14 protein-coding genes are annotated in these 19,268 nt (G+C 64.4%); 10 read left to right on the top strand and 4 right to left on the bottom strand.

The genetic code is table 11. The features are described 5' to 3' along the window. Nucleotides 1–165: 165 nt before the first annotated feature. Nucleotides 166–1,449: a PAS domain-containing protein gene (locus AC1DT7_RS21690; protein ID WP_478038260.1), complete on the top strand. Its 1,284-nt coding sequence runs from the start codon at nt 166–168 to the stop codon at nt 1,447–1,449. Nucleotides 1,450–1,467: 18 nt separating this feature from the next. Here the strand turns inward: AC1DT7_RS21690 and AC1DT7_RS21685 are convergent, their stop codons facing one another. Further along, nucleotides 1,468–2,427 carry a hypothetical protein gene (locus AC1DT7_RS21685; protein ID WP_478038259.1) on the bottom strand — a complete coding sequence of 320 codons (960 nt, stop codon included), beginning with the start codon at nt 2,425–2,427 and terminating at the stop codon, nt 1,468–1,470. Nucleotides 2,428–2,611: 184 nt separating this feature from the next. Here AC1DT7_RS21685 and AC1DT7_RS21680 point away from each other — a divergent pair, with 184 nt between their 5' ends. From AC1DT7_RS21680 to AC1DT7_RS21655, 6 genes are all read left to right on the top strand, one after another. Next, nucleotides 2,612–4,273, top strand: coding sequence for an efflux MFS transporter permease (locus tag AC1DT7_RS21680; protein ID WP_478038258.1), 1,662 nt, complete (start codon nt 2,612–2,614; stop codon nt 4,271–4,273). 1 nt (nt 4,274) lies between these two features. Further along, nucleotides 4,275–5,411: an HlyD family secretion protein gene (locus tag AC1DT7_RS21675; protein ID WP_478038257.1), complete on the top strand. Its 1,137-nt coding sequence runs from the start codon at nt 4,275–4,277 to the stop codon at nt 5,409–5,411. After that, the gene (locus AC1DT7_RS21670; protein ID WP_478038256.1) at nt 5,408–6,823 is read left to right on the top strand and encodes an efflux transporter outer membrane subunit; all 1,416 of its coding nucleotides are present in this window, start codon (nt 5,408–5,410) and stop codon (nt 6,821–6,823) included. Before AC1DT7_RS21675 ends, AC1DT7_RS21670 begins: the two co-directional genes overlap by 4 nt. A gap of 90 nt (nt 6,824–6,913) precedes the next feature. Next, complete coding sequence (locus AC1DT7_RS21665; RefSeq protein WP_478038255.1) at nt 6,914–7,351, top strand: hypothetical protein; 438 nt, start codon at nt 6,914–6,916, stop codon at nt 7,349–7,351. Next, nucleotides 7,348–7,884 carry a DUF6438 domain-containing protein gene (locus tag AC1DT7_RS21660; RefSeq protein WP_478038254.1) on the top strand — a complete coding sequence of 179 codons (537 nt, stop codon included), beginning with the start codon at nt 7,348–7,350 and terminating at the stop codon, nt 7,882–7,884. Before AC1DT7_RS21665 ends, AC1DT7_RS21660 begins: the two co-directional genes overlap by 4 nt. A gap of 135 nt (nt 7,885–8,019) precedes the next feature. Further along, nucleotides 8,020–9,318 (top strand): diguanylate cyclase domain-containing protein, encoded by a 1,299-nt coding sequence (locus tag AC1DT7_RS21655; RefSeq protein ID WP_478038253.1) that lies wholly within the window; start codon nt 8,020–8,022, stop codon nt 9,316–9,318. Nucleotides 9,319–10,337: 1,019 nt separating this feature from the next. On the opposite strand, the gene AC1DT7_RS21650 is transcribed toward AC1DT7_RS21655, so the two are convergent. The 3 genes from AC1DT7_RS21650 to AC1DT7_RS21640 are packed head-to-tail and all read right to left on the bottom strand — an operon-like array spanning nt 10,338 to nt 16,689. Beyond that, nucleotides 10,338–13,646 carry a type I restriction endonuclease subunit R gene (locus tag AC1DT7_RS21650; RefSeq protein WP_478038252.1) on the bottom strand — a complete coding sequence of 1,103 codons (3,309 nt, stop codon included), beginning with the start codon at nt 13,644–13,646 and terminating at the stop codon, nt 10,338–10,340. Further along, nucleotides 13,535–14,671 (bottom strand): restriction endonuclease subunit S, encoded by a 1,137-nt coding sequence (locus AC1DT7_RS21645; protein WP_478038251.1) that lies wholly within the window; start codon nt 14,669–14,671, stop codon nt 13,535–13,537. The genes AC1DT7_RS21650 and AC1DT7_RS21645 overlap by 112 nt, the downstream gene beginning before the upstream one ends. Beyond that, nucleotides 14,668–16,689, bottom strand: a complete 2,022-nt coding sequence (locus AC1DT7_RS21640) for a class I SAM-dependent DNA methyltransferase (RefSeq protein WP_478038250.1) — start codon at nt 16,687–16,689, stop codon at nt 14,668–14,670. The genes AC1DT7_RS21645 and AC1DT7_RS21640 overlap by 4 nt, the downstream gene beginning before the upstream one ends. A gap of 151 nt (nt 16,690–16,840) precedes the next feature. On the opposite strand from AC1DT7_RS21640, the gene AC1DT7_RS21635 reads away from it, so the two are divergent. From AC1DT7_RS21635 to AC1DT7_RS21625, 3 genes are all read left to right on the top strand, one after another. Continuing rightward, nucleotides 16,841–17,311, top strand: coding sequence for a helix-turn-helix domain-containing protein (locus AC1DT7_RS21635; RefSeq protein WP_478038249.1), 471 nt, complete (start codon nt 16,841–16,843; stop codon nt 17,309–17,311). Further along, nucleotides 17,304–18,869 carry a terminase gene (locus AC1DT7_RS21630; RefSeq protein WP_478038248.1) on the top strand — a complete coding sequence of 522 codons (1,566 nt, stop codon included), beginning with the start codon at nt 17,304–17,306 and terminating at the stop codon, nt 18,867–18,869. Before AC1DT7_RS21635 ends, AC1DT7_RS21630 begins: the two co-directional genes overlap by 8 nt. 241 nt (nt 18,870–19,110) lie before the next feature. Next, the coding region (locus AC1DT7_RS21625; protein ID WP_478035525.1) for a transposase family protein at nt 19,111–19,268 on the top strand (158 nt) is incomplete at its 3' end.

The raw sequence follows: 19,268 nt of genomic DNA, 5'->3' as shown, positions 1-19,268 counted from the left end.
GCACGGGCTGTCGCGAGGGGGCGGCGCTTAACATCTGCTTCGCCGCCTGACAAGCCGCCTGAGCGGTGGGGTTGCCCCGGCCCATCCCTTTACACAACATTTACCACGCCCGGTGCAGGATGCCGGGGTAACGGGCTTCTCAAGGCCCTTGAGGGTAGCTTTTGCATGGATAACGTCCGCGGTTTCGAAGAGGATCGGGGGATCGATCATGATCTCGATTCGGGCGCGAGCGGAGTCGAGGATCCGCGGCTCGATATCGGCACCGATGAGCGGCGCATGCATGTGCGCGCCTATAATTACTGGGTCTCGCTGCTGCGCGGCCGCGCCTATCCGTCGATCGAGGATCTCGATCCGGCCAACATCACCGATTTCGGCCCGCACAGCGTGCTGCTCGACTTCTCGAACGGCGTCGAGGATCCGTCGATCCCGTGGCTCGGCAAGCTGCTGCGCGACGAATGCGCGCTGGACCACAGCGTCACCCATATCGCCCAGGTACCGAGCCGCTCGCTGCTGTCGCGCCTGACCGACCATTATCTCCAGATCATCGCGAATCGGGCGCCGATCGGCTTCGAGGCCGAATTCGTCAACACGCGCGGCCACAACACCATGTATCGCGGCATCCTGATGCCCTTTTCCTCGGACGAGGATTCGATCGACTATATCTATGGCGTGATCAACTGGAAGGAGCTGGTCGACGCAGACACCCAGGCGAAGCTGGATGCCGAGGTCGACGAATCGCATCGCGCGACGCCCAAGCCGGTCGCCAGCGCCCCTGCCTGGGCCGATGGCCCGAGTGCGGGTTTCAACGCGATCGAGCAGGATGAGCCCATCGGCCGCGGCATCGGGTCGAACGCGCCGAGCGGCAGCCTGACCGACCAGCTGATGCTGGCGCAGCAGACCGCCGCCGCGGTGCGGGCGGCCGACACACGGACGCGCAGCACGCTTTACCGCGCGCTTGCCCGCGCGCATGATTTCGCCGCCGCGGCCGATGCCGATCCGACCGCCTATGAGCTGTTGCTCGACCATGCCGGCATCGCGGTGCAGCTCCGCGCCCCGATGACGCCGGTGGTGAAGCTGGTCTTCGGCGCCGATTACGACAAGACGCGGCTGACCGAATATGCCGCCGTGCTTTCCCATGCCCGCCGCGTCGGCGTGGCGCCGGGCGGCCTGACCGACTTCCTCGAAGGCTTCGAGGGCGGCATCAAGGGCGTGGTCAAGGCCGAGCGCGACGCAAAGAGGCCCGCCGCGGCACCAAGATCGGCCGATCCGGCAACCGTGCTGAATGCGCGCCCCACCCTTGCCAGCTTCTCGCTCGAGACCGGCCTGCATGCCGGCGACTATGTCGTGCTGCTGGCCCGTGCCGGTGACGGCGACACGCTCGACATCGTCGCGACGGTCGATGGCGACATCGCCCTCACCCAGCGCGCGATGCGCCAGGCGGTGAGTTGACCCCTACCCTCCGGCCCGTCAGCCGATGGCGGGCGGATCGCTGGCGGGGAAGCTCTCGTCGAGCGCCTCGTCCAGCTGCTCGTCGAGATGCCGGGCCTGCGCCGTCCCGCCCAGCCACCGCGCCAGATTGGCGACATAGAGCCTGGCCGACCGCAGCGCCTCGGGCGTGGCGATCAGGCTCCCGCCCGGCGGCTCGCTGACGAAGCTCGGCGCGCCATGCGCCACATCCCAGTTGTAATCGACGAAATGATGGAAGGTCGATTGCGCCACCGCCGGCCCCGCGCCGTCCTGCGGCTCGAACGCAACCGCGATCGCGAATTCCGCCCCCGTCACCTTGCTGCTGCCCGTCGCGATGACCCGCGCGCTGGCATCGTCGGCCGGCGCCGAGACATCGCCCTCATGCGGATGCGCGGGAAGATAGCGCAGGAAACCGTCGGGCGAAGCGGGATCGAGGAGCAGCGCATGGACCGGCTGCACCGGCACGATCTCCTGATAATCGCCGTTCGATCCCGAATGGAAATTCGGCCAGAGGATGTTCGTGGTGAAGGTGTCGTCGATCGCGTGCCGCGCCGGATCGGGATCTAGATTGTGCGTGTGGAAATGATGCGCCCGGCCGACTCCGCCCAGCTCGCAGACCGAGGACCCCAGGTCCATATGGTCGCGCGTCACCAGCAGCCCGCCGCCCCGCTCCCGGAAACGGCCGATCGCCGCGCACTCCGTGGCGTTCAGCCCGTCACCGACATCGACCGCGAAGAGCCACACCTGGTCGAAATCGCTCTCGTCGATCCGCGCCAGCACCGGATCGTCAGCCCCGGGCGGCGCCGCCCGGTCGCGCGCGGTTACCTCATACAGCTGCGCGCCGTCATCGCCGCGCAACTCTTCCAGCAGGCCGCGCAGGACGGAGAAGCGCGCAATGCTCCAGTCGTCGCTCGCTGGCTCGATCGTGGTCTGCAGCAGGATACGCAGGGGGGTCGTCACTGTCTCGCTCCTCGGTCGATCGGCGGGAGCCAGCGGCCCCGCCTGGTGAGAGATAGGCCATGCAGTCGGTTTTTCACCCTACACTTATGGTGTAATTGACGCTGGCAACACCGCCCTCCTAAGCGCATCCCTGCTGTTTCCCCGGCGATCGAGTCGAGGAATTGGGGGCAAGGAAGACAGGGACGTGGTGGAATACGTCTTCAAGCCGCACGAGAAACCGACGCTGCCGGGGTCGCCGGCCAATCCCGATCATCCTGCGCGCCGCCGTGTCTGGTATTTCCTCATCGGCTGCCTGATCGGCATCACCGGTGGCCTCGGCAACGCGCTGGTCACGGTCAATCTCAACTTCGCGCAAGGCACGCTCGGCCTCGACAGCAATGAGAGTGCGTGGCTCACCGCCGCCTATTTCATGACCAACGTCACCGCGAACCTGCTGCTGGTGAAGTACCGCCAGCAATTCGGCCTCCAGCCTTTCATCCGCTACACGCTCGGCGCCTATGCGGCGACGACGCTGCTCCATTTGTTCCTCCACGATTTCTGGACCTCGGTGGCGGTGCGCGCGATGAGCGGCGTGGCGGCCAGCGGCCTCTCCACCCTCACCATCCTCTATTTCTTCCAGGCGATGCCGGCACCGAAACGGCTTGCCGCGGTGATGATCGGCATCAGCATCTCACAGCTCGCCTCGCCGCTGGCGCGGGTCTTCTCGCCGCGGCTGCTCGAATGGGGCGACTGGCACAATCTCTACTGGTTCGAGCTCGGGCTCGCGCTCGCGACGCTCGGCGCCGTGATGAGCCTGCCATTGCCGCCAAGCGAGCGCGAGGAGGTGTTCGAGCCACTCGACTTCCTCACCTTCTTCCTGCTCGCGCCCGGCCTGTGGCTGCTCATCGCCGTGCTGTCCGAAGGGCGGATCGAATGGTGGACCGATCAGGCCTGGATTGGCTGGGCGCTCGTCGCCAGCATCACGCTGATCGCCGCCGCGCTGATCGTCGAGCATCGCCGCGCCAACCCGCTGATCAACACGCGCTGGCTCGCCACGCGGGAGGTGCTGCGGCTGATGGCGGTCGCCGCCTCCGTCCGCATATTGCTCTCGGAACAGGCCTTTGGCTCGGTCGGGCTGCTGACCGTGGTCGGCATGATCAACGACCAGATGGTGATGCTGAACGTCATCGTCGTGCTCGCCTCGATCGCCGGCCTGGCCACCGCGGTGCTGACCTTCAGGCCGGACAATGTTGCGCGTCCGATCACCTTCGCGGTCATGCTGATCGTCATCGCGTCCTTCATGGATGCCGACGCCTCCAACCTTACCCGGCCGAGCAGCTTCTATATCAGCCAGGCACTGATCGGCTTCGCCTCGCTGCTGTTCCTCGCCCAGGCGATGGTGATCGGCATCGCGCGCACGCTGCTGGCGGGCGGCAAGAACTTCATCAGCTTCGTCGTGCTGTTCAGCATCAGCCAGAGCTTGGGCGGGCTGGTCGGCAACGCGCTGCTCGGTACGTTCCAGGTGGTGCGGGAGAAGTTCCACTCGCATGAGCTGGTCCAGCGCATCGTGCTGACCGACCCGCTGGTCGCGGCCCGCCTGCGGGCAGGCGGCGGCGCGGTGGCCGGCGTGGTCGGCGACCCGACGCTTCGCGGCGCCGAGGGCACGGCGATCCTGGCGCAGCAGGTCGCGCGCGAGGCCAACATCCTCGCCTTCAACGACGTGTTCCTGCTCGTCGGCGTGCTGGCGGTGTTCGTCGCCCTGTGGGGCTTCGCGATCCGCTGGTCGATCCGGCGGCGGGGCGAAAAATCACCGGTCGTGCTGCTCCAGCAGGCGATGCAGAAGGCACAGGCTCAACAGGGGCAATGAGATGAGCGAGACGAAGGTTGAATCGGCACCCGCGGTCGAGGCGGCTCCCGCCACCGCCCTGCCCGCCGAGGCGGCGCCCAGCGGCTGGCGCCCGGCGGACAAGTCGCGCCCGACGATCATCGTGATCGTCGTGGTGGCGGTCGTCGCCGTCCTGGCCATCCTCTACGCCTGGCGCCTGCCGCCCTTTGCCGGCTGGACCGAAAAGACGGACAATGCCTATGTCCGCGGGCGGGTGACGATCATCAGCCCGCAGGTCAGCGGCTATGTCACCAGCGTGCCGGTGCAGGACTTCGCCGAGGTGAAGGCCGGGCAGGTCCTCGCCACGATCGACGACCGCATCTACCGCGCCCGCGTCGCCCAGGCCGAGGCGAATGTCGCGGCGCAGGAGGCGGCGCTGGCCAATTCGAGCCAGGCGCAGCGATCGCGCGAGGTCGCGATCCAGAGCCAGGATGCCGGCATCGCCAATGCCACCGCCCAGCTCGTCCGCGCCCAGGCCGACATGAAGCGCGCCCAGGCGCTGGTCGCCGACGGGTCGATCTCGACCCGCGAGTTCGACCAGACCCGCGCGACCCTGCTCGCGGCCGAGGCCGGCGTGCGCCAGGCGCAGGCGAGCCGGTCGATCGGCACGCAGGACGTGCGCACCGTGGTGGTCGGCCGCGGCGGGCTGGAGGCATCGGTCGAGGCGGCGAAGGCGCAGCTCCGCCTTGCCCAGATCGACCTCGACAACACCATCATCCGCGCGCCCGAGGCAGGCCAGCTGTCCGAGATCGGCGTGCGCAGCGGCGCGTATGTCGTGGCGGGCACGCAATTGCTGTTCCTCGTGCCGCACGCGGTATGGGTCGTCGCCAATTTCAAGGAAGCGCAGACGCACAATATGGCGGTCGGCCAGGCGGCGCGGTTCAAGGTCGACGCGCTCGGCAGCGCGCGGCTGTCCGGCCATGTCGAGAACATGTCCCCGGCAACCGGGTCCGAATTCGCCGTGCTCAAGGCCGACAATGCCACCGGCAATTTCGTGAAGGTGGCGCAGCGTATCGCGGTGCGAATCCGGATCGACCCCAACCAGCCGCTCGCGGCGCGGCTGCGGCCCGGCATGTCGGTCGAGCTGAGCGTCGACACGCATGGCGGGAAGCGCCAGTGACCCGCACAGCAAGCCTGATCCGCACCGCCCCCGTCACGGCCCTGTTGCTGCTCGCCGCCTGTGCCGGCCCGGCTGTGGAGACCGCGACCGTCGCCCCCGTCGCGCCGCCGCCCGCCTGGCGCACCGACGCCGGCCCCGTCGCGCCACTCGACCGCAGCTGGTGGCAGGCGTTCGGCGATCCGGCGCTGACCGCGCTGGTGGAAAAGGCGCTGGCCAACAACCCCGACATCGCCATCGCCGCCGGCCGGGTGCGCGAGGCGCGGGCCAATCTCGACCTCGCCCGGTCGCAGCTGCTGCCGTCGATCGACGCGGGCATCAGCGGCGGCCGATCGCGATCGGTCAATCCGTTCGGCCAGCCGGTCGAGCAGAACGCGGCGCAGCCCCAGGTCCAGGCAAGCTATGAGGTCGACCTGTTCGGCCGCCTCGCCGATCAGCGCTCCGCCGCGCGCGATGCCTGGCTGGCGAGCGAGGCGGCACGCGACGCCGTCCGGCTCGCGGTCGCGGGCGCAACGGCGAGCGGGTACGTCACCCTGCGCGGCCTCGACGCCCGGCTCGAAGTGGCGCGCTCCACCCTCGCCGCTCGCTCGGATTCTTTGCGGATCGCCCGCTCGCGCGTCGGCCGCGGCTATTCCCCCAAGCTCGAGCTGCAACAGGCCGAGGCGGAATATGAGGCGACCGCACAGATCATCCCGCAGATCGAGCTCGGCATCGCCCGCACCGAAGATGCGCTGAGCACCCTGACCGGCGAGACCCCGCAGGCGATTGCCCGCGGCGTCGCGCTCGGCGCGCTGACCGAGCCGCCCATCCCCGCCGGGCTGCCCTCCGAACTGCTGCGCCGCCGCCCCGATGTGGCCCAGGCCGAATATCAGCTCGCCGCGACCGACAAATCCCTGGCGGCGGCGCGCAAACGCTTCCTGCCCCAGGTCCGCCTGACCGCCGCGGCGGGCGCCGCCTTCTCGACGCTGCTGCAGGACCCGATCACCATCTGGTCGGCCGGCGCCAGCGTGCTCGCGCCGCTCTTCTCGGGCGGGCGGCTGACCGCCCAGGCCGAGGCGGCGGGCGCGCAGCGCGACCAGGCCGCCTTCGCCTATCGCCGCACCGCGCTCACCGCGTTCCGCGAGGTGGAGGACGCGCTGGCCGCGGCCGCGCGGCTCGACGAACAGGCAGCCTCCGCCACCCGCCAGCGCGACGCCCTTGCCGAAGGGCTGCGGCTCGCCACCAATCGCTATCGCGAGGGCTATTCGCCCTATCTCGAACAGCTCGATGCGCAGCGCGGCCTGCTCGGCGCGCAACTCTCGCTGATCCAGATCCGCACCGATGCGCTGACGGCGCGCGTCCAGCTCTACCAGGCGATGGGCGGCGGCTGGTCGAGGTGCGTGCCGGATGCGACTGCGTGCGAAACCATGCCCTGACCCGAAGGGAAACCGCGCCTGACTCCGTCCTTGTCGCGAAAGGTTCATCTTGATGAGCCTATCGGGAACGGCCTTAGCATCGGAGAAGACATGGTTTCGTTGAGAATATTCGCCCCCGCCACCCTGGCGCTGGCCGCGATGGCAGGCACGGCGGCGGTCGCGAGCGTCGACACCTCGCCCAAGCCGGGCGGCGTGTACCGGCTGAAGCCCGGCATCTATGTCGCCAAGGGATCGCGCTGCGCCTCCCCCGCCAATGCGGCGATCCGCCGCTATGACGGGCGCGGGATCAGCGGCGCGCACAGCCGCGCCTGCCGCGCCACCGTGCTGTCGCGCAAGGGCGGCAGCTTCACCGTCAGCCAGAGCTGCATCGATGCCGGCGCCGGCCCCGCCCCGCGCGTGACCGAGCGGCAGATCGTGACGGTGCAGGACGCGCTGACCTTCACCCAGAAGACGCGCGGGCCCGGCACGACCTACAGCTATTGCCCGATCTATCAATTGCCGGCCGATCTGCGGAAGGTGGCGAAGTGAGCGCGGGCCTGATCCGGATGGCACTCGCCGCCGCCGCGATGCTGAGCCTCGGCGCCTGCGCCGCGAACGGCACCCCGCCGGCCACCGCCGCCGCGCCGACCCCGCAGGCAGCCGGCGAGACGATCGCCGTGTCGGTCGGCCCGTGCTTCGGCTTCTGCCCGGTCTACAAGGTCGCGGTGAGCCCCGCCGGCATGGTGACCTTCACCGGCGAACGCCACACGGCCGAGCTGGGCGAGAAGACCCGCCAGGCGACCCCGGCCGACTATCAGGCGCTCGCCACGGCGCTGGCGACCTATCGCCCCGCCACCGGCACGACGGGCGAAACCCAGTGCGACCAGCGCATCAGCGACCAGTCGCACACCCGCATCACCTGGACCGCGCCCAACGGCACGGTGACCACGCTGGAGCATGACAAGGGCTGCCGGTCGGCGGCCAATGAAAGGCTCAACGCGCTGTTGCAGGACCTGCCGACCCGCCTCGGCATCGAGCCCTGGACACGCCAGATCACCCGGCCGGGCGTCTCGCGCGGCTGACCCGACAGGACGGAGGCGGCCGCACGGGTCGCCTCCGCCAACCGCGCCCGATCCGGCATCACGCCGGCAGGACCCGCAAAAGTACCGACAGTTCCGATACGGTTCCATTAACCGAATCGTCGTATTCTCACGATCATGGACAAGCGCAGCGATCGCCAGGCGGACGTGCATGCATCCGCTCTGCCGCGTCGATCGGGAGGATCGCGGGGGCCGGTAGGACCGCGCGCGCCGCAGGGCCGCACGCCGCTCCCCGATGCCGTCTATCGCGACCTTGTCGACATGCTGTTCAGCATGACCCTGCCCGTCGTTGCGATGGGGGCGATCTATACCTGTGTCGGCGCGCTGATCGTCTGGCAATGGCGCGACACGGCCGTGGCGGTGCTGACCATCGCCGCGATCGCCGTCACGCTGTTCCGCTGGATCAACCTCAACGCCTATTGGCGACGCGACCCGGCGACGATGGATCTGGCGGCGGTGCGGCGCTGGGAACGGCGCTATGCCATCGGCAATTATGCCTTTGCCGCGCTGCTCGGCGCGCTGAACGTGCGCACGCTGATGTTCCACCTGCCGCTGGTCCATCTGATCGGCGTCAGCCTGGTCTTCGTGTTCGGCGCGGGCATCGTCTCGCGCATCGCGATCCGCCCGGTGATCTGCGTGACGAGCCTGTTGCTGGCGGTGGTGCCGACCACCATCGCGCTGGCGGCCCATGCCTTTACCAACGATCACAGCCCGCTCCATGTCCAGCTCTTCGCGTTCGAGGCGCTGCTCGTCGCGTTCACCGCGGTGCTGAGCCTGCAGAGCGTCGCCCATCTCCACCGCTCCATGGTGCAGCACCTGACCGTGAAGCACGACCTGTCGATGCTGGCGCGGCACGACGCGCTGACCGACCTGCCCAACCGCCTGATGCTGCGCGAGCGCTTCCAGGAGGCGATCGGCGCCGTGGCCCAAGGACCGGGGCGCAGCAAGAGCCGGCTTGCGGTCCACTGCCTCGATCTCGATGGGTTCAAGCAGGTCAACGATATTCATGGCCACCCGGCGGGCGACGCCGTGCTGCGCGAGGCGGCGCGGCGCCTGGCGGCGGCGGTGCGCGGCGGCGACACGGTCGCGCGGCTGGGCGGCGACGAGTTCGTCGTGGTGCAGGCGGGCGTGACGCGGGAGGACGAGGCCGAGATGCTCGCCCGCCGGATCATCCGGCAGCTGAGCCTGCCCTACCGCATCAACGGCGGCGAAGGGGGAGGCGAAGGGGGCATGGTGGAGATCCGCATCGCCGCCAGCGTGGGCATCGCCATGGCGCCGGACCGCGGGCTCGACCTGGGGCAGCTGATCGCCTGCGCCGACCAGGCGCTGTACCAGGCCAAGCGGGCGGGCAAGGCGCAACTTCGGTTCTGCGGGGCGAAGGGTGCGGGGCTTGGGTTGCGAGGTGTGGCTGCGTGAGGGGTGGACCTGTTTTGCGGTGGACGGGTGGTTGATGAATTCGCAGTGCGGCGGGCGGGGATTCGCCTGAAGAGGTGAAGGTGTCGTGTTGGAGGATGCGGCGGGCTGCGCTGAAGCGGCAAATAGCGGCCGATTTATGCGAGGCACTTGCGAGAGGGCCGAAATCGAGCGGTTCTTGGCGGTTGCGCGGCCTTTATTTACACACGCACGATGAATGCTGTGCGGTGACTGACAGCGCGCGGCGATCGGCGTGGAATCGTGCTTGATCGATAGCGTCATTTTACTTCCCGAATTCCGCGAGGGGTATCAGGATTTCTTGACGCATTACTTGGGGCCGCTGTGCGGGCATCAATGATCTCCGGGCGCGCCGGGAGGACGCCTCAGGATTTCAGCATGGATGCGGGATCGCGTGAATCGAGGGCGGCAACTTGTAAAGAAGACTTACAAGTTCGAACCGAGGGCAACGGATGCGGTGTCGCGTGGATCGGGGAGACCAACCGTCAAGCAATCTTTGACGGTTGCCCTTGTCGCGCCGTGACGCGCGTCACCGGCCATCATTGTGCGTCACGGCGTCGTGATTTGCGTCACTGGGCGTCACCGCGCGCGATTTCGGCGTTACGGTGCGGTGTCACGCGTCACGGGCCAGCTACCCCGCTTGATTCAACCCATTCGGAGAAGCGTCCATATGCGCCGCCGCCCGGCCGGGTTGGTTCGATACTCTGGCGGTCGGGCACAGTGCGCGACCAGAAGGGGTCCGATCAGAGCGCATCCCGAGTCCGGACGGCAGAGCGGGGATCGGCGGGGCAGGAATGCCTCGCAAGCAACTGCCGATCGCTCAGCCATTCCCGGCTCGAGCGAGCACGCGAAGCGACGGGTGGCTCCAAAGGTCATGCGGTCGAAAGCGGGCGGGACTGCCTCTGCCTGAGCGGCGGGGGCAGTTATCCTATGCCCGCTTCGCTCCTGGTTCACCAAAGATCAGGCGGGCTGTACGCTGCGGGCAGATAACCGGCGCGCTGAATTTAGCTCGCGTGGAAAACCGCGCCGCTACGGGTCAAGATATGCGCGAAAACCGCTTGCGCCTTCAGATCAACCTCGTCGGGTTGGTAACTCTGCGGAAGTCCGGTGCGATCATCATAGAGGAAATCGGTGATAGCGACCCGAATGCTATCGCGTGTCGCCTGCTTGCGAGAGAAATCCTGCATGGCATCGAGTTGCTGTCTCAGCACCTCGAATAGCCCGACCGCGACCTTCTTGAGCTTCGCGATGTCAGCCTTTTCCAGATCGGGCTTCATCAAAAGGTCGAACAGGGCCAAGGTCTCTTCATCCAACCCTTCGCGCATTGCGCGCCGCTGTTCGTCGTCGAGTTCCTCCGCCAGTGTCAGCAGGGCGGCGAATGTGCGCTCAATATTCACGGCATCCTTTTCGCTATTATATTCAGCGACCAGTTGCTCGTAATGCTTCTGAAAATCGGTGCGAAGCGGGTTTTGGCGCAGCATCGTTTCCAGCTTCTTCTGAATTGCGTCCTTCAGGCTCTGAACAGTGGTATTCTTACGCGGGCTGCGTTCAAATTCTTTCTTCAGCTTCTCGAAGTCGATCCGGCTGATGTCATATAGCCGATCCTCTTTGACAACGTTGGTCCGTGTTTCAAGGCTCTGATCGACGATAGTCTGCAGCGTGCGGATAATGTCGGAGATGTCGGCCCGCTGCACATCCTCTTCAAGGCTGTTGTAGATGACCCTGATCGCCGCGAACCTCTGGCGATAGGCGTTTACGGCACGGAAGTTCACGCATGCCTTGAACTTCTTGAATACCTCGCGCGCCATGATCTGGAAGCGTTTGCGGCTTTCGTCATTTTCGTTGACCGCTTCCTTGGCGTCGATGATCGCCTTGTTCCGCTCGAACGCGATCTTCTCTAAAATGTCGAGCAGGCGAAAATTGCGCGCAGCCAGAAATCCCTCGGCGGCTTCGATCGCCTCTTCCAGATCAGCCAGCAATTCCTCGGGTGGACGCACCGGGTCAATTTCGGGCGGGGGATCGCCCGGACTGCCCAGCCCGCCCCCCGGCGTCCCCGCATACGTCGCCAGCGCCTTGCGCAGGTTCTTCAATATCCCGCAATAATCGATGATCAGCCCGTTATTCTTGCCCGCGTTCACCCGATTCGCCCGCGCAATGGCCTGCATCAGCGTGTGCGCCTTCAGCGGCTTGTCCAGATACAGGGTCGACAGGCTCGGCACGTCAAAGCCGGTCAGCCACATGGCGCAGACAATGGCGATGCGGAACGGGTGATCCTCTTTCTTGAAGGCGGACTCCAGATCGATGCGCTTGCCATCGTCGGTTTCGAAGCCGATCTTGATCAGAGCGCGGTGTGGAGTGATGTCGAGGCCCCACTTGCGGAAGCGCTCGACCTCGCCCTGTTCCTCCGAAACCACCACCGCCGCCTTGGTCGCCTTGACCCAGGCAAGCTGACGCTGCCGATCGGACAGATCCTGTTCGTCGCCCGCCTTCGCCAGCCCCTTCTCCAGTGCGACGATCCGCGCATCCCAATGCTTCGTGATCAGCGCGTGCATGCGAACGCACGTCACCTTGTCGATGCACACCAGCATGGCTTTGCCGGTTTCCCAGCCGGTCGCGTAGTGCTCCACCAAATCCGCCGCGACGGTATCCAGCCGGGCTTCCGCCGTGATGATATGATATTCGCGCTTCAGCTCCTTTTCGAGCCGCTCGGTTACATTGGGATCGTCCAACTCAAGCTCGTCCAGCTTGGCGGCGATCTTCTCATTCAGATCATTAGTGGCGACACCCAGCTTTTCCCCGCGCGCATCATAGTAAAGCGGCACGGTGGCGTGATCCTCCACCGCGCGCTGGAAATCGTAGGTCGAAATATAATCGCCGAATGTCTGCTTCGTCACTTCGTCGCCGGTCATCAGCGGCGTTCCGGTAAAGCCCAGGAAGCTTGCACTGGGCAGCGCGTTGCGCATGTTGAGCGACAGCAGGCCGTTCTGCGTCCGGTGCGCTTCGTCGGTAATGACGATGATGTCGTCGCGATCCGAATAAGGATCGTCCGGGTCCACATCCTGATTGAAGCGATGGATCAGGGTGAAGACATAGGGTTTCTGCACCGCCAGCAGCGCTTTCAGCTCCGCCCCCGTACCGGCCCGCACCTGCGCCTTATCATTATTGACCAGCCCGCACCCGGCAAAGGTGCCGTAAATCTGTCCATCCAGATCGATGCGATCGGTGCAGATCAGGAAGGTGAAGTTCGCCCCGATCTTGCGGTGCACCTTTTGCGTCAGGAAGGCGATGGAATAGCTCTTGCCCGACCCCTGCGTGTGCCAGAAAACGCCGAGCTTGCCGTCGCGCGCCTTGCGGTCGCGCACTGCCGCAATCGCGCGGTTGACCCCCAGAAACTGGTGATTGCGCGCCACGATCTTGACCATCCGTTCGCGGCCATCGTCAAACAGGATGAAATTTTCGAGGATGTCGATGAAATTGCTCTTGGCGCATACGCCCTTCAGCATCGTCTCCAGATCGACGACGCCCGGCTCGCCCTCCTCCAGCCGTTTCCAGTCGTTGAAATGCTCATATTTGCTTGAAAGCGAGCCGATCTTCGCTTCATGACCGTTGGTCAGGATGATGAACGCGTTGTGGTGGAACAGGTGCGGGATGGTGTCCTTATAGTCGGACAGATTCTGCTCATAGGCATGGCGGATATCCTTGTGGACCGCCTTGCACTCCACGAACAGCAGCGGCAGGCCGTTGACGAAACCGATAATGTCGGCGCGGCGGCGGTACAGGTCGCCCTTGATCCATAATTCGCGCACGCACAGAAAATGGTTGTTTTCAGGCGTATCGAAATCGATCAGGCGCAACCGTTGCTTGACCAGATCGCCCTTCGCATTGCGGAAACTGGCCAGCACGCCGTCCTTGATCTGGGCGTAGGCGTCGCGATTGATCGCGAGTGCGCTGGAACCAAGCGGTGCATCGGTGATCTGGCGCAGGGCATCGGCATAGGCGACATCGGGCAGGCCGGGATTCAACCGGATCAACGCTTCACCCATATGGCGGGTTAGGATGACATCCTGTTCGGAGGTGCGGCCCAGCGTGCCCTCCGCGCCCAATGTTTCGGTGTTGAACGCAAACACGCTGTCCCAGCCCAGCGCATCGCCCAGATAATCGGCCATGGTCGCCTGAACCAGCGTGTCTTCGTTCAATAGAATCATATCGAGATGGCTCCGCTCATCAATCTGGGGAGGATGAGGTCGCGGGCTGTGGCGAGTTGGCCATTCTGCTGCCGAAGTACAGCTACCATTTCGAAGTTTGGTTCGCACAAATCGTGGAAAGCCTTAAGTAGGTGACTAGGCGGCACCACCACATCGGCTCTTTTAAAATCATCCGAACGTACAGCAGGATAGCTCGCACCGGTAGCGTGATTGACCAAGAAATTCACAAAAGCATCGGTCGTCGTGTACAGATAGAGGAACGAGAACGGAAAAATGGAACTGCTCAATATAGTGAAGCCCGTTGAAAATACGTCAATTTCGTCGGGATGCATCACCAACGCATATGCGCGAAGATTTGGCCGCACGTTGGACCAAATCACGTCCCCGTGTTTGGCGATCCGCCTTGCACGCCCAGGCGCTTCATCAGATGCGATTGGAGAATTTATGGTTATTTCGCCCTTACTCACTGCCGATATGTCAATGTAGCGCAAATGGTCCGGCAAATTCTTGGCCGAATATGACTGGTCGTTCGTCGTGACGACCGCACCTAACGTTGTTGGCTCCCACCCCTCCGGCACGCCGTCGTTGATTTTGACATGCTCATGGCCGGGAAAGCGGAAGTGGACAAACCATTCCTTGTAAAGCTGCCGCGCGGCCTCCTCCAACAAGGCAATCCGCCGCCGGTTATTCTCGATCAGATCATCATAGGCCGAAATGATCGATACTATTTTAAGCTGCGTTGCGTAGTCGTGAGTCTTAATGCGGTAAGGACCGAGATTCGCAATCGTAATCTGAGCCTGCGCTGCCCCCGTATTCAATCTACTCTTCAATTCCTCTAAATTGAGTAAATAGAATATATACTTCTTGTCGAAGCCTTCAATCAATTCCAAGACAATGGAAAGATTTGTAATCCAAGCCTCTGCCGGAGATATCTTTACGTCGCCGGTGCCGCCAACGCCACGCGCCACCAGTATTAGCATCGGGTCTTTATATAGATATTCTTTGGCGTATCCGCTAACCCGATAGCCGCTGTAGATGGGGTAGCCAATGTTATCAGACAACACCGACTTAGGAGGCATCTTACCATATTTCATCGTGGCAATTTGGTCTAATCGGTGTTCCAAAAGCGTCACAAGCCTAGCCCCGCAAAATTACTCTGAATCTGCGCTGCAAGCGTCGCGGCCTCGTCATTCAATCCAGCCAGCTCGACATGAATATCGCGCATCACCCTTTCGAAGTCGAAATCCTCCTCCTCCTCCTCCGGGGCCACGCCGACATAGCGACCGGGGGTTAGTGACCAGTCGTGCGTCGCCAGTTCCGCCCGACCCACAAGCTTGACCAGCCCCGGCACCGCGACCAGCCGCGCATCAGGAAAGCGGCTTAGCAACCAGTGCGCCTGCCGGTGGAAATAGCGCACCAGTTTGAGCTGATCGATGGCCTCCACCCGCGCTTCCTCCAGCGCCTTGACCGGGTTCGACTTGCCGCGCTTGCCGCCCGCATCGCGATGCGCATTTTCCGCCAGCTTATAGAGTTGGTCGATTTGGCGGATCAGATCGCGACTAGACTCCGCCAGTGGTTCCAGATCGTCATACGCTTCGTGCAACAAAGGGGTGGTGACGGTACCATCAGTCCAATCGTTACCGAGCGAGGTAGTCGCCGCTAGATGTGCGACCCAATCCGCCTGAAACACGGCACGTGCATCGGACAACACCTCGGAAACGCCGTCTTCCGTTCCCTCCAATGCCTCTATTACAATGTCGAGCGTGTCTAGGAATGGCTCCATGGCGGTATCGCTAGCCAGCGCTTCTGCCATTGCCCGATCCAGATAGGCAGCGACCAACTCCCGAAAGCGCCCTTCCTGCCCGCGATAGAGCCAGAAGATGGCGGTCAAATTCTGCAACTGTTCAGGCGAAAAGTCATAGACCTTGCGCGTTACCTTGCGGAACACATGACGCGCATCCAGCATCAACACCTTGTCGGCGTGTTCAGGTGCCTTCGCCTTGTCGAACATCCACAATTCGCACGGCACGGTGCGGGTGTAGAAGAAATTGCCCCGGATCGCGATCAGCGCGTCGACATCGCCGGTTTCGACCAGCTTCTGTCGGACCTTGGCCTCCTCGCCCCCCGCACTCGATGCCTGTGACGACATGACGAAGCCCGCGCGACCGCTGTCCGACAGATAGCTGTAGAAATAGCTGATCCACAGATAATTGCCGTTAGAGACCTTCTTCCCCTTGTTCACGCCAGGTAGGCCGAACGGTAAGCGGGGGTCTTTCCTGATCTTTTCCGCGTCCACCTCGTCCACGTTGAACGGGGGGTTGGCCATCACGAAGTCGGCCTTGCCGACCAGTTCATGCGCATCGGTATAATAAGTGATTCCGGGTTCGATCCGCCCCTCCAACCCGTGCACCGCAAGGTTCATCTTGGCCAGTCGAATGGTCGTCGCGTTCTTTTCCTGCCCGTAAAAGGTCGCGACCTTGGTCGGGTCCTGCTGCATCTTCTCGATGAAATGCGCGCTCTGCACGAACATGCCGCCGGAACCGCAGGCCGGGTCGAGTACGCTGCCATGATCCGGCTCGATCGCGTTGACGATCATCTGCACGATAGAGGGCGGGGTGAAAAACTCGCCGCCGTCGTGCGCGCTCTGATCGGCAAACTGCGTGAGGAAATATTCGTAAATGCGGCCGAATACGTCGCCCTTGGCATTTTGCAGCGCCGGATCGTTGAAGATGCGCAGCACGTCACCCAGAACATCATTTTCCAGTTGTTGATATTCATTCTTCGGAAGCACGCCCGCCAGCGCGGCATAGTCGCTTTCAACCGCCTCCATCGCCGCAATGATCGCCGCCGCGCGATCCGCGCCATCGGGTAGGCTGGCCAGATGATCAAACTGGGCTTCGTGTTGCAGGAAGATCGCACCTCGGCTGGTGAAGTCTTCCTTAGCCAGGGGGCGCGTCACGCCGCCACGACTGGGTAGTCCCGCCTCGATTTCAGGCTTCACCGCCAGATAGCGGCTATAGGCGTGCCGCAGGAAAATCAGGCCCATGATGGGAAGGAAATATTCGTTGCTCGCGAAGTCACTATTGGCGCGGAGTTGGTCCGCGGCCGTCCACAGCCGCTTTTCAAGTGCGCCGATATCATTGGAATTCATCTGGTTACTCTGCCTACCCCGTAAGCTGCGAGGTTTACGCAGGGCGCGCTGATGCTACAAGGGCGAGACTCTTCCCGCGCGGCTGGCCGGTAGTTCCACAGGATCTATTGGGTCGATTCAAACCTCCCCCAAACCCCCCCACAAGCGCCCCATGCCAAGAGGACGCCCCACCACCTATCGCCCCGCCTATGCCGACATCGCGCGCAAGGCCTATGCCAATGGATCGACGGCCGAGGAGGTCGCCGCCCTACTGGAGATCGACAGCGCCACCTTCTATCGCTGGCGCAGCAAATATCAGGAATTTGCCGAGGCCTGCACGACCGGCAAGGCGCTGGCCGACGAGCATGTGGTGAATTCGCTCCACCAGCGGGCGTGCGGGTTCGACTATAAGGCCGAGCGATCCTTCATGTTCGCCTCGTGGAAGGAGCCGATCGTCGGCGAATATCGGCGGCGGGTGCTCGCCGATCCGCGCGCGGCGCTGCAATGGCTGCGCATTCGCCGGCCGGACGAGTGGCGCGTTCCCGAGGACGATAAGGACGATGCCGTGGATGGGCTGGCCGAGATTCTCGGCGAGGCGTTGCGGCGTGTAGCCGAAGGGCGGGAGGCGGACGGGGATGCCTAAAGTCATGGCCTCCAAGGCGCTGCCGCCTACGCCGATCGCGCGCGCGGTGGCCAAGTTCCAGCATGATCCGCTGGGGCATGCGCTGCTCGCCTATCGCTGGGGCGAGGGGGTGCTGCGCGGCGTGCGCGGGCCGCGGCAGTGGCAGCGCGAGGTGATGGAGGCGATCGGCACGCACCTCACCAACCCCGCCACGCGCCACACCCCGCTGCGCATCGCCCGCGCCTCCGGCCACGGCATCGGCAAGTCGGCGCTGATCGCGATGCTGATCAAATGGGGCCTCGATACCGGGGTGGACACGCGCATCGTCGCGACCGCCAATACCGAGAGCCAGCTGCTCACCAAGACCGCGCCGGAGATCGTGAAGTGGCATAACCTGTCGATCACCCGCGACTGGTTCCGCCCGACCGCGACCGCGCTCGTCTCGACCGCGCCGGGGCATGAGCGGTCGTGGCGCAGCGATCTCGTCACCTGGAGCGTCACCAATACCGAGGCGTTCGCCGGGCTGCACAACCAGGGCAAGCGCATCATCCTGATCTTCGACGAGGCCAGCGGCATCGCGGCCAAGGTGTGGGAGGTGGCGCTGGGCGCGTTGACCGACGAGGAGACCGAGATCCTCTTCCTCGCCTTCGGCAACCCGACGCTCAATTCGGGGCCTTTCCGCGAATGTTTCGGGCGGCACCGGCATTTGTGGAATGCCGGCCAGATCGACAGCCGCAGCGTGGAGGGCACCAACAAGGCCTATCTGGACGAACTGGTCGCGACGTACGGCGAGGACAGCGACATCGTGCGGGTCCGCGTGCGCGGGCAATTCCCCTCCGCCTCCTCGATGCAGTTCATCGGGACGGACATCGTCGATCTCGCCCGCGCGCGGGAGGTGCAGGGCATCACCATGGACCCGGTGATCTTCGGGCTGGATTGTGCGCGGTTCGGCGACGATCATTCGACGCTCGCCATCCGGTGCGGCCGGGATGCGCGGTCGCGGCCGTGGAAGCGCTGGCACCGGGTGGATGCGATGGCGCTGGCCGGCGACGTCGCGCTGCAGGCGCAGGCGTTCAAGCCCGATGCGATCTTCGTCGATGCCGGCAATATCGGCGCGGCGGTGGTCGACCGGCTGCGCCAGCTGGGTGTCGAGAATGTCTATGAGGTGTGGTTCGGCGCGAAGGGGCGCGATGCGCTCTGGGCCGGCGATCTGCGCGTGCAGACCGCCAACAAGCGATCCGAGATGTGGACCAACATGCGCGGCTGGCTGGCCGGCGGGGCGATCCCCGACGAGGAGACGCTGGCGGCCGACCTGACCGGGGTCGAATATGGCTATGCCGCGGACCAGGTCTCCATCCTGCTGGAGAAGAAGGAGCATATGAAAGCGCGCGGGCTCGGCTCGCCCGACGATGCCGATGCGCTGGCGCTGACCTTCGCCGAGCCGGTGATGCCGCGGGAGCCGGCCTGGCTGGATGCCTCGCGGTACGAGCGGCGTCGGCCGAGGACTTGGGAGGAGGATACCGAGGATCTGTACCGGGAACTGCGCGAGGATGATGGCTACCCGTACGACCGGTGGTGAGGGGTGCTCTACTCCCTCTCCCCCTGTGGGAGAGGGAAGGAGGAGCGAAGCGACGGGAGGGTGAGGGGGAGTGTGGTTCGAGACACTCTTAAACAAGTGTCCCCCTCACCCTTCCCATCGCAAGAGCGATGGGCCCCTTCCCTCTCCCACAAGGCAGGGGAATCGCATATGGCGATAAGGGTCTGGCGCAGTTTGCCAGATTGGATTCTGTATCGTCTCCTGGATTGCCTGGGAGGAGCAGATGCGGGGTTTCCAAGAGCTATTCGAGGTTGTGCCGGACCCTCGTCGTGCGAATGTCAGTCATGCCTTGCCGGACATATTGCTGATAGCGTTTGCAGCGGTGCTGTGCGGGGCGGAGACGTGCGTCGATATCGCCGAATTTGGCGAAGCGAAGCTGGA

This window comes from Sphingomonas sp. P3_C6 (assembly GCF_056402595.1).
The sequence above is the reverse complement of the archived record's forward strand: the minus strand, read 5'-3'. Positions and strand labels throughout refer to the sequence as shown.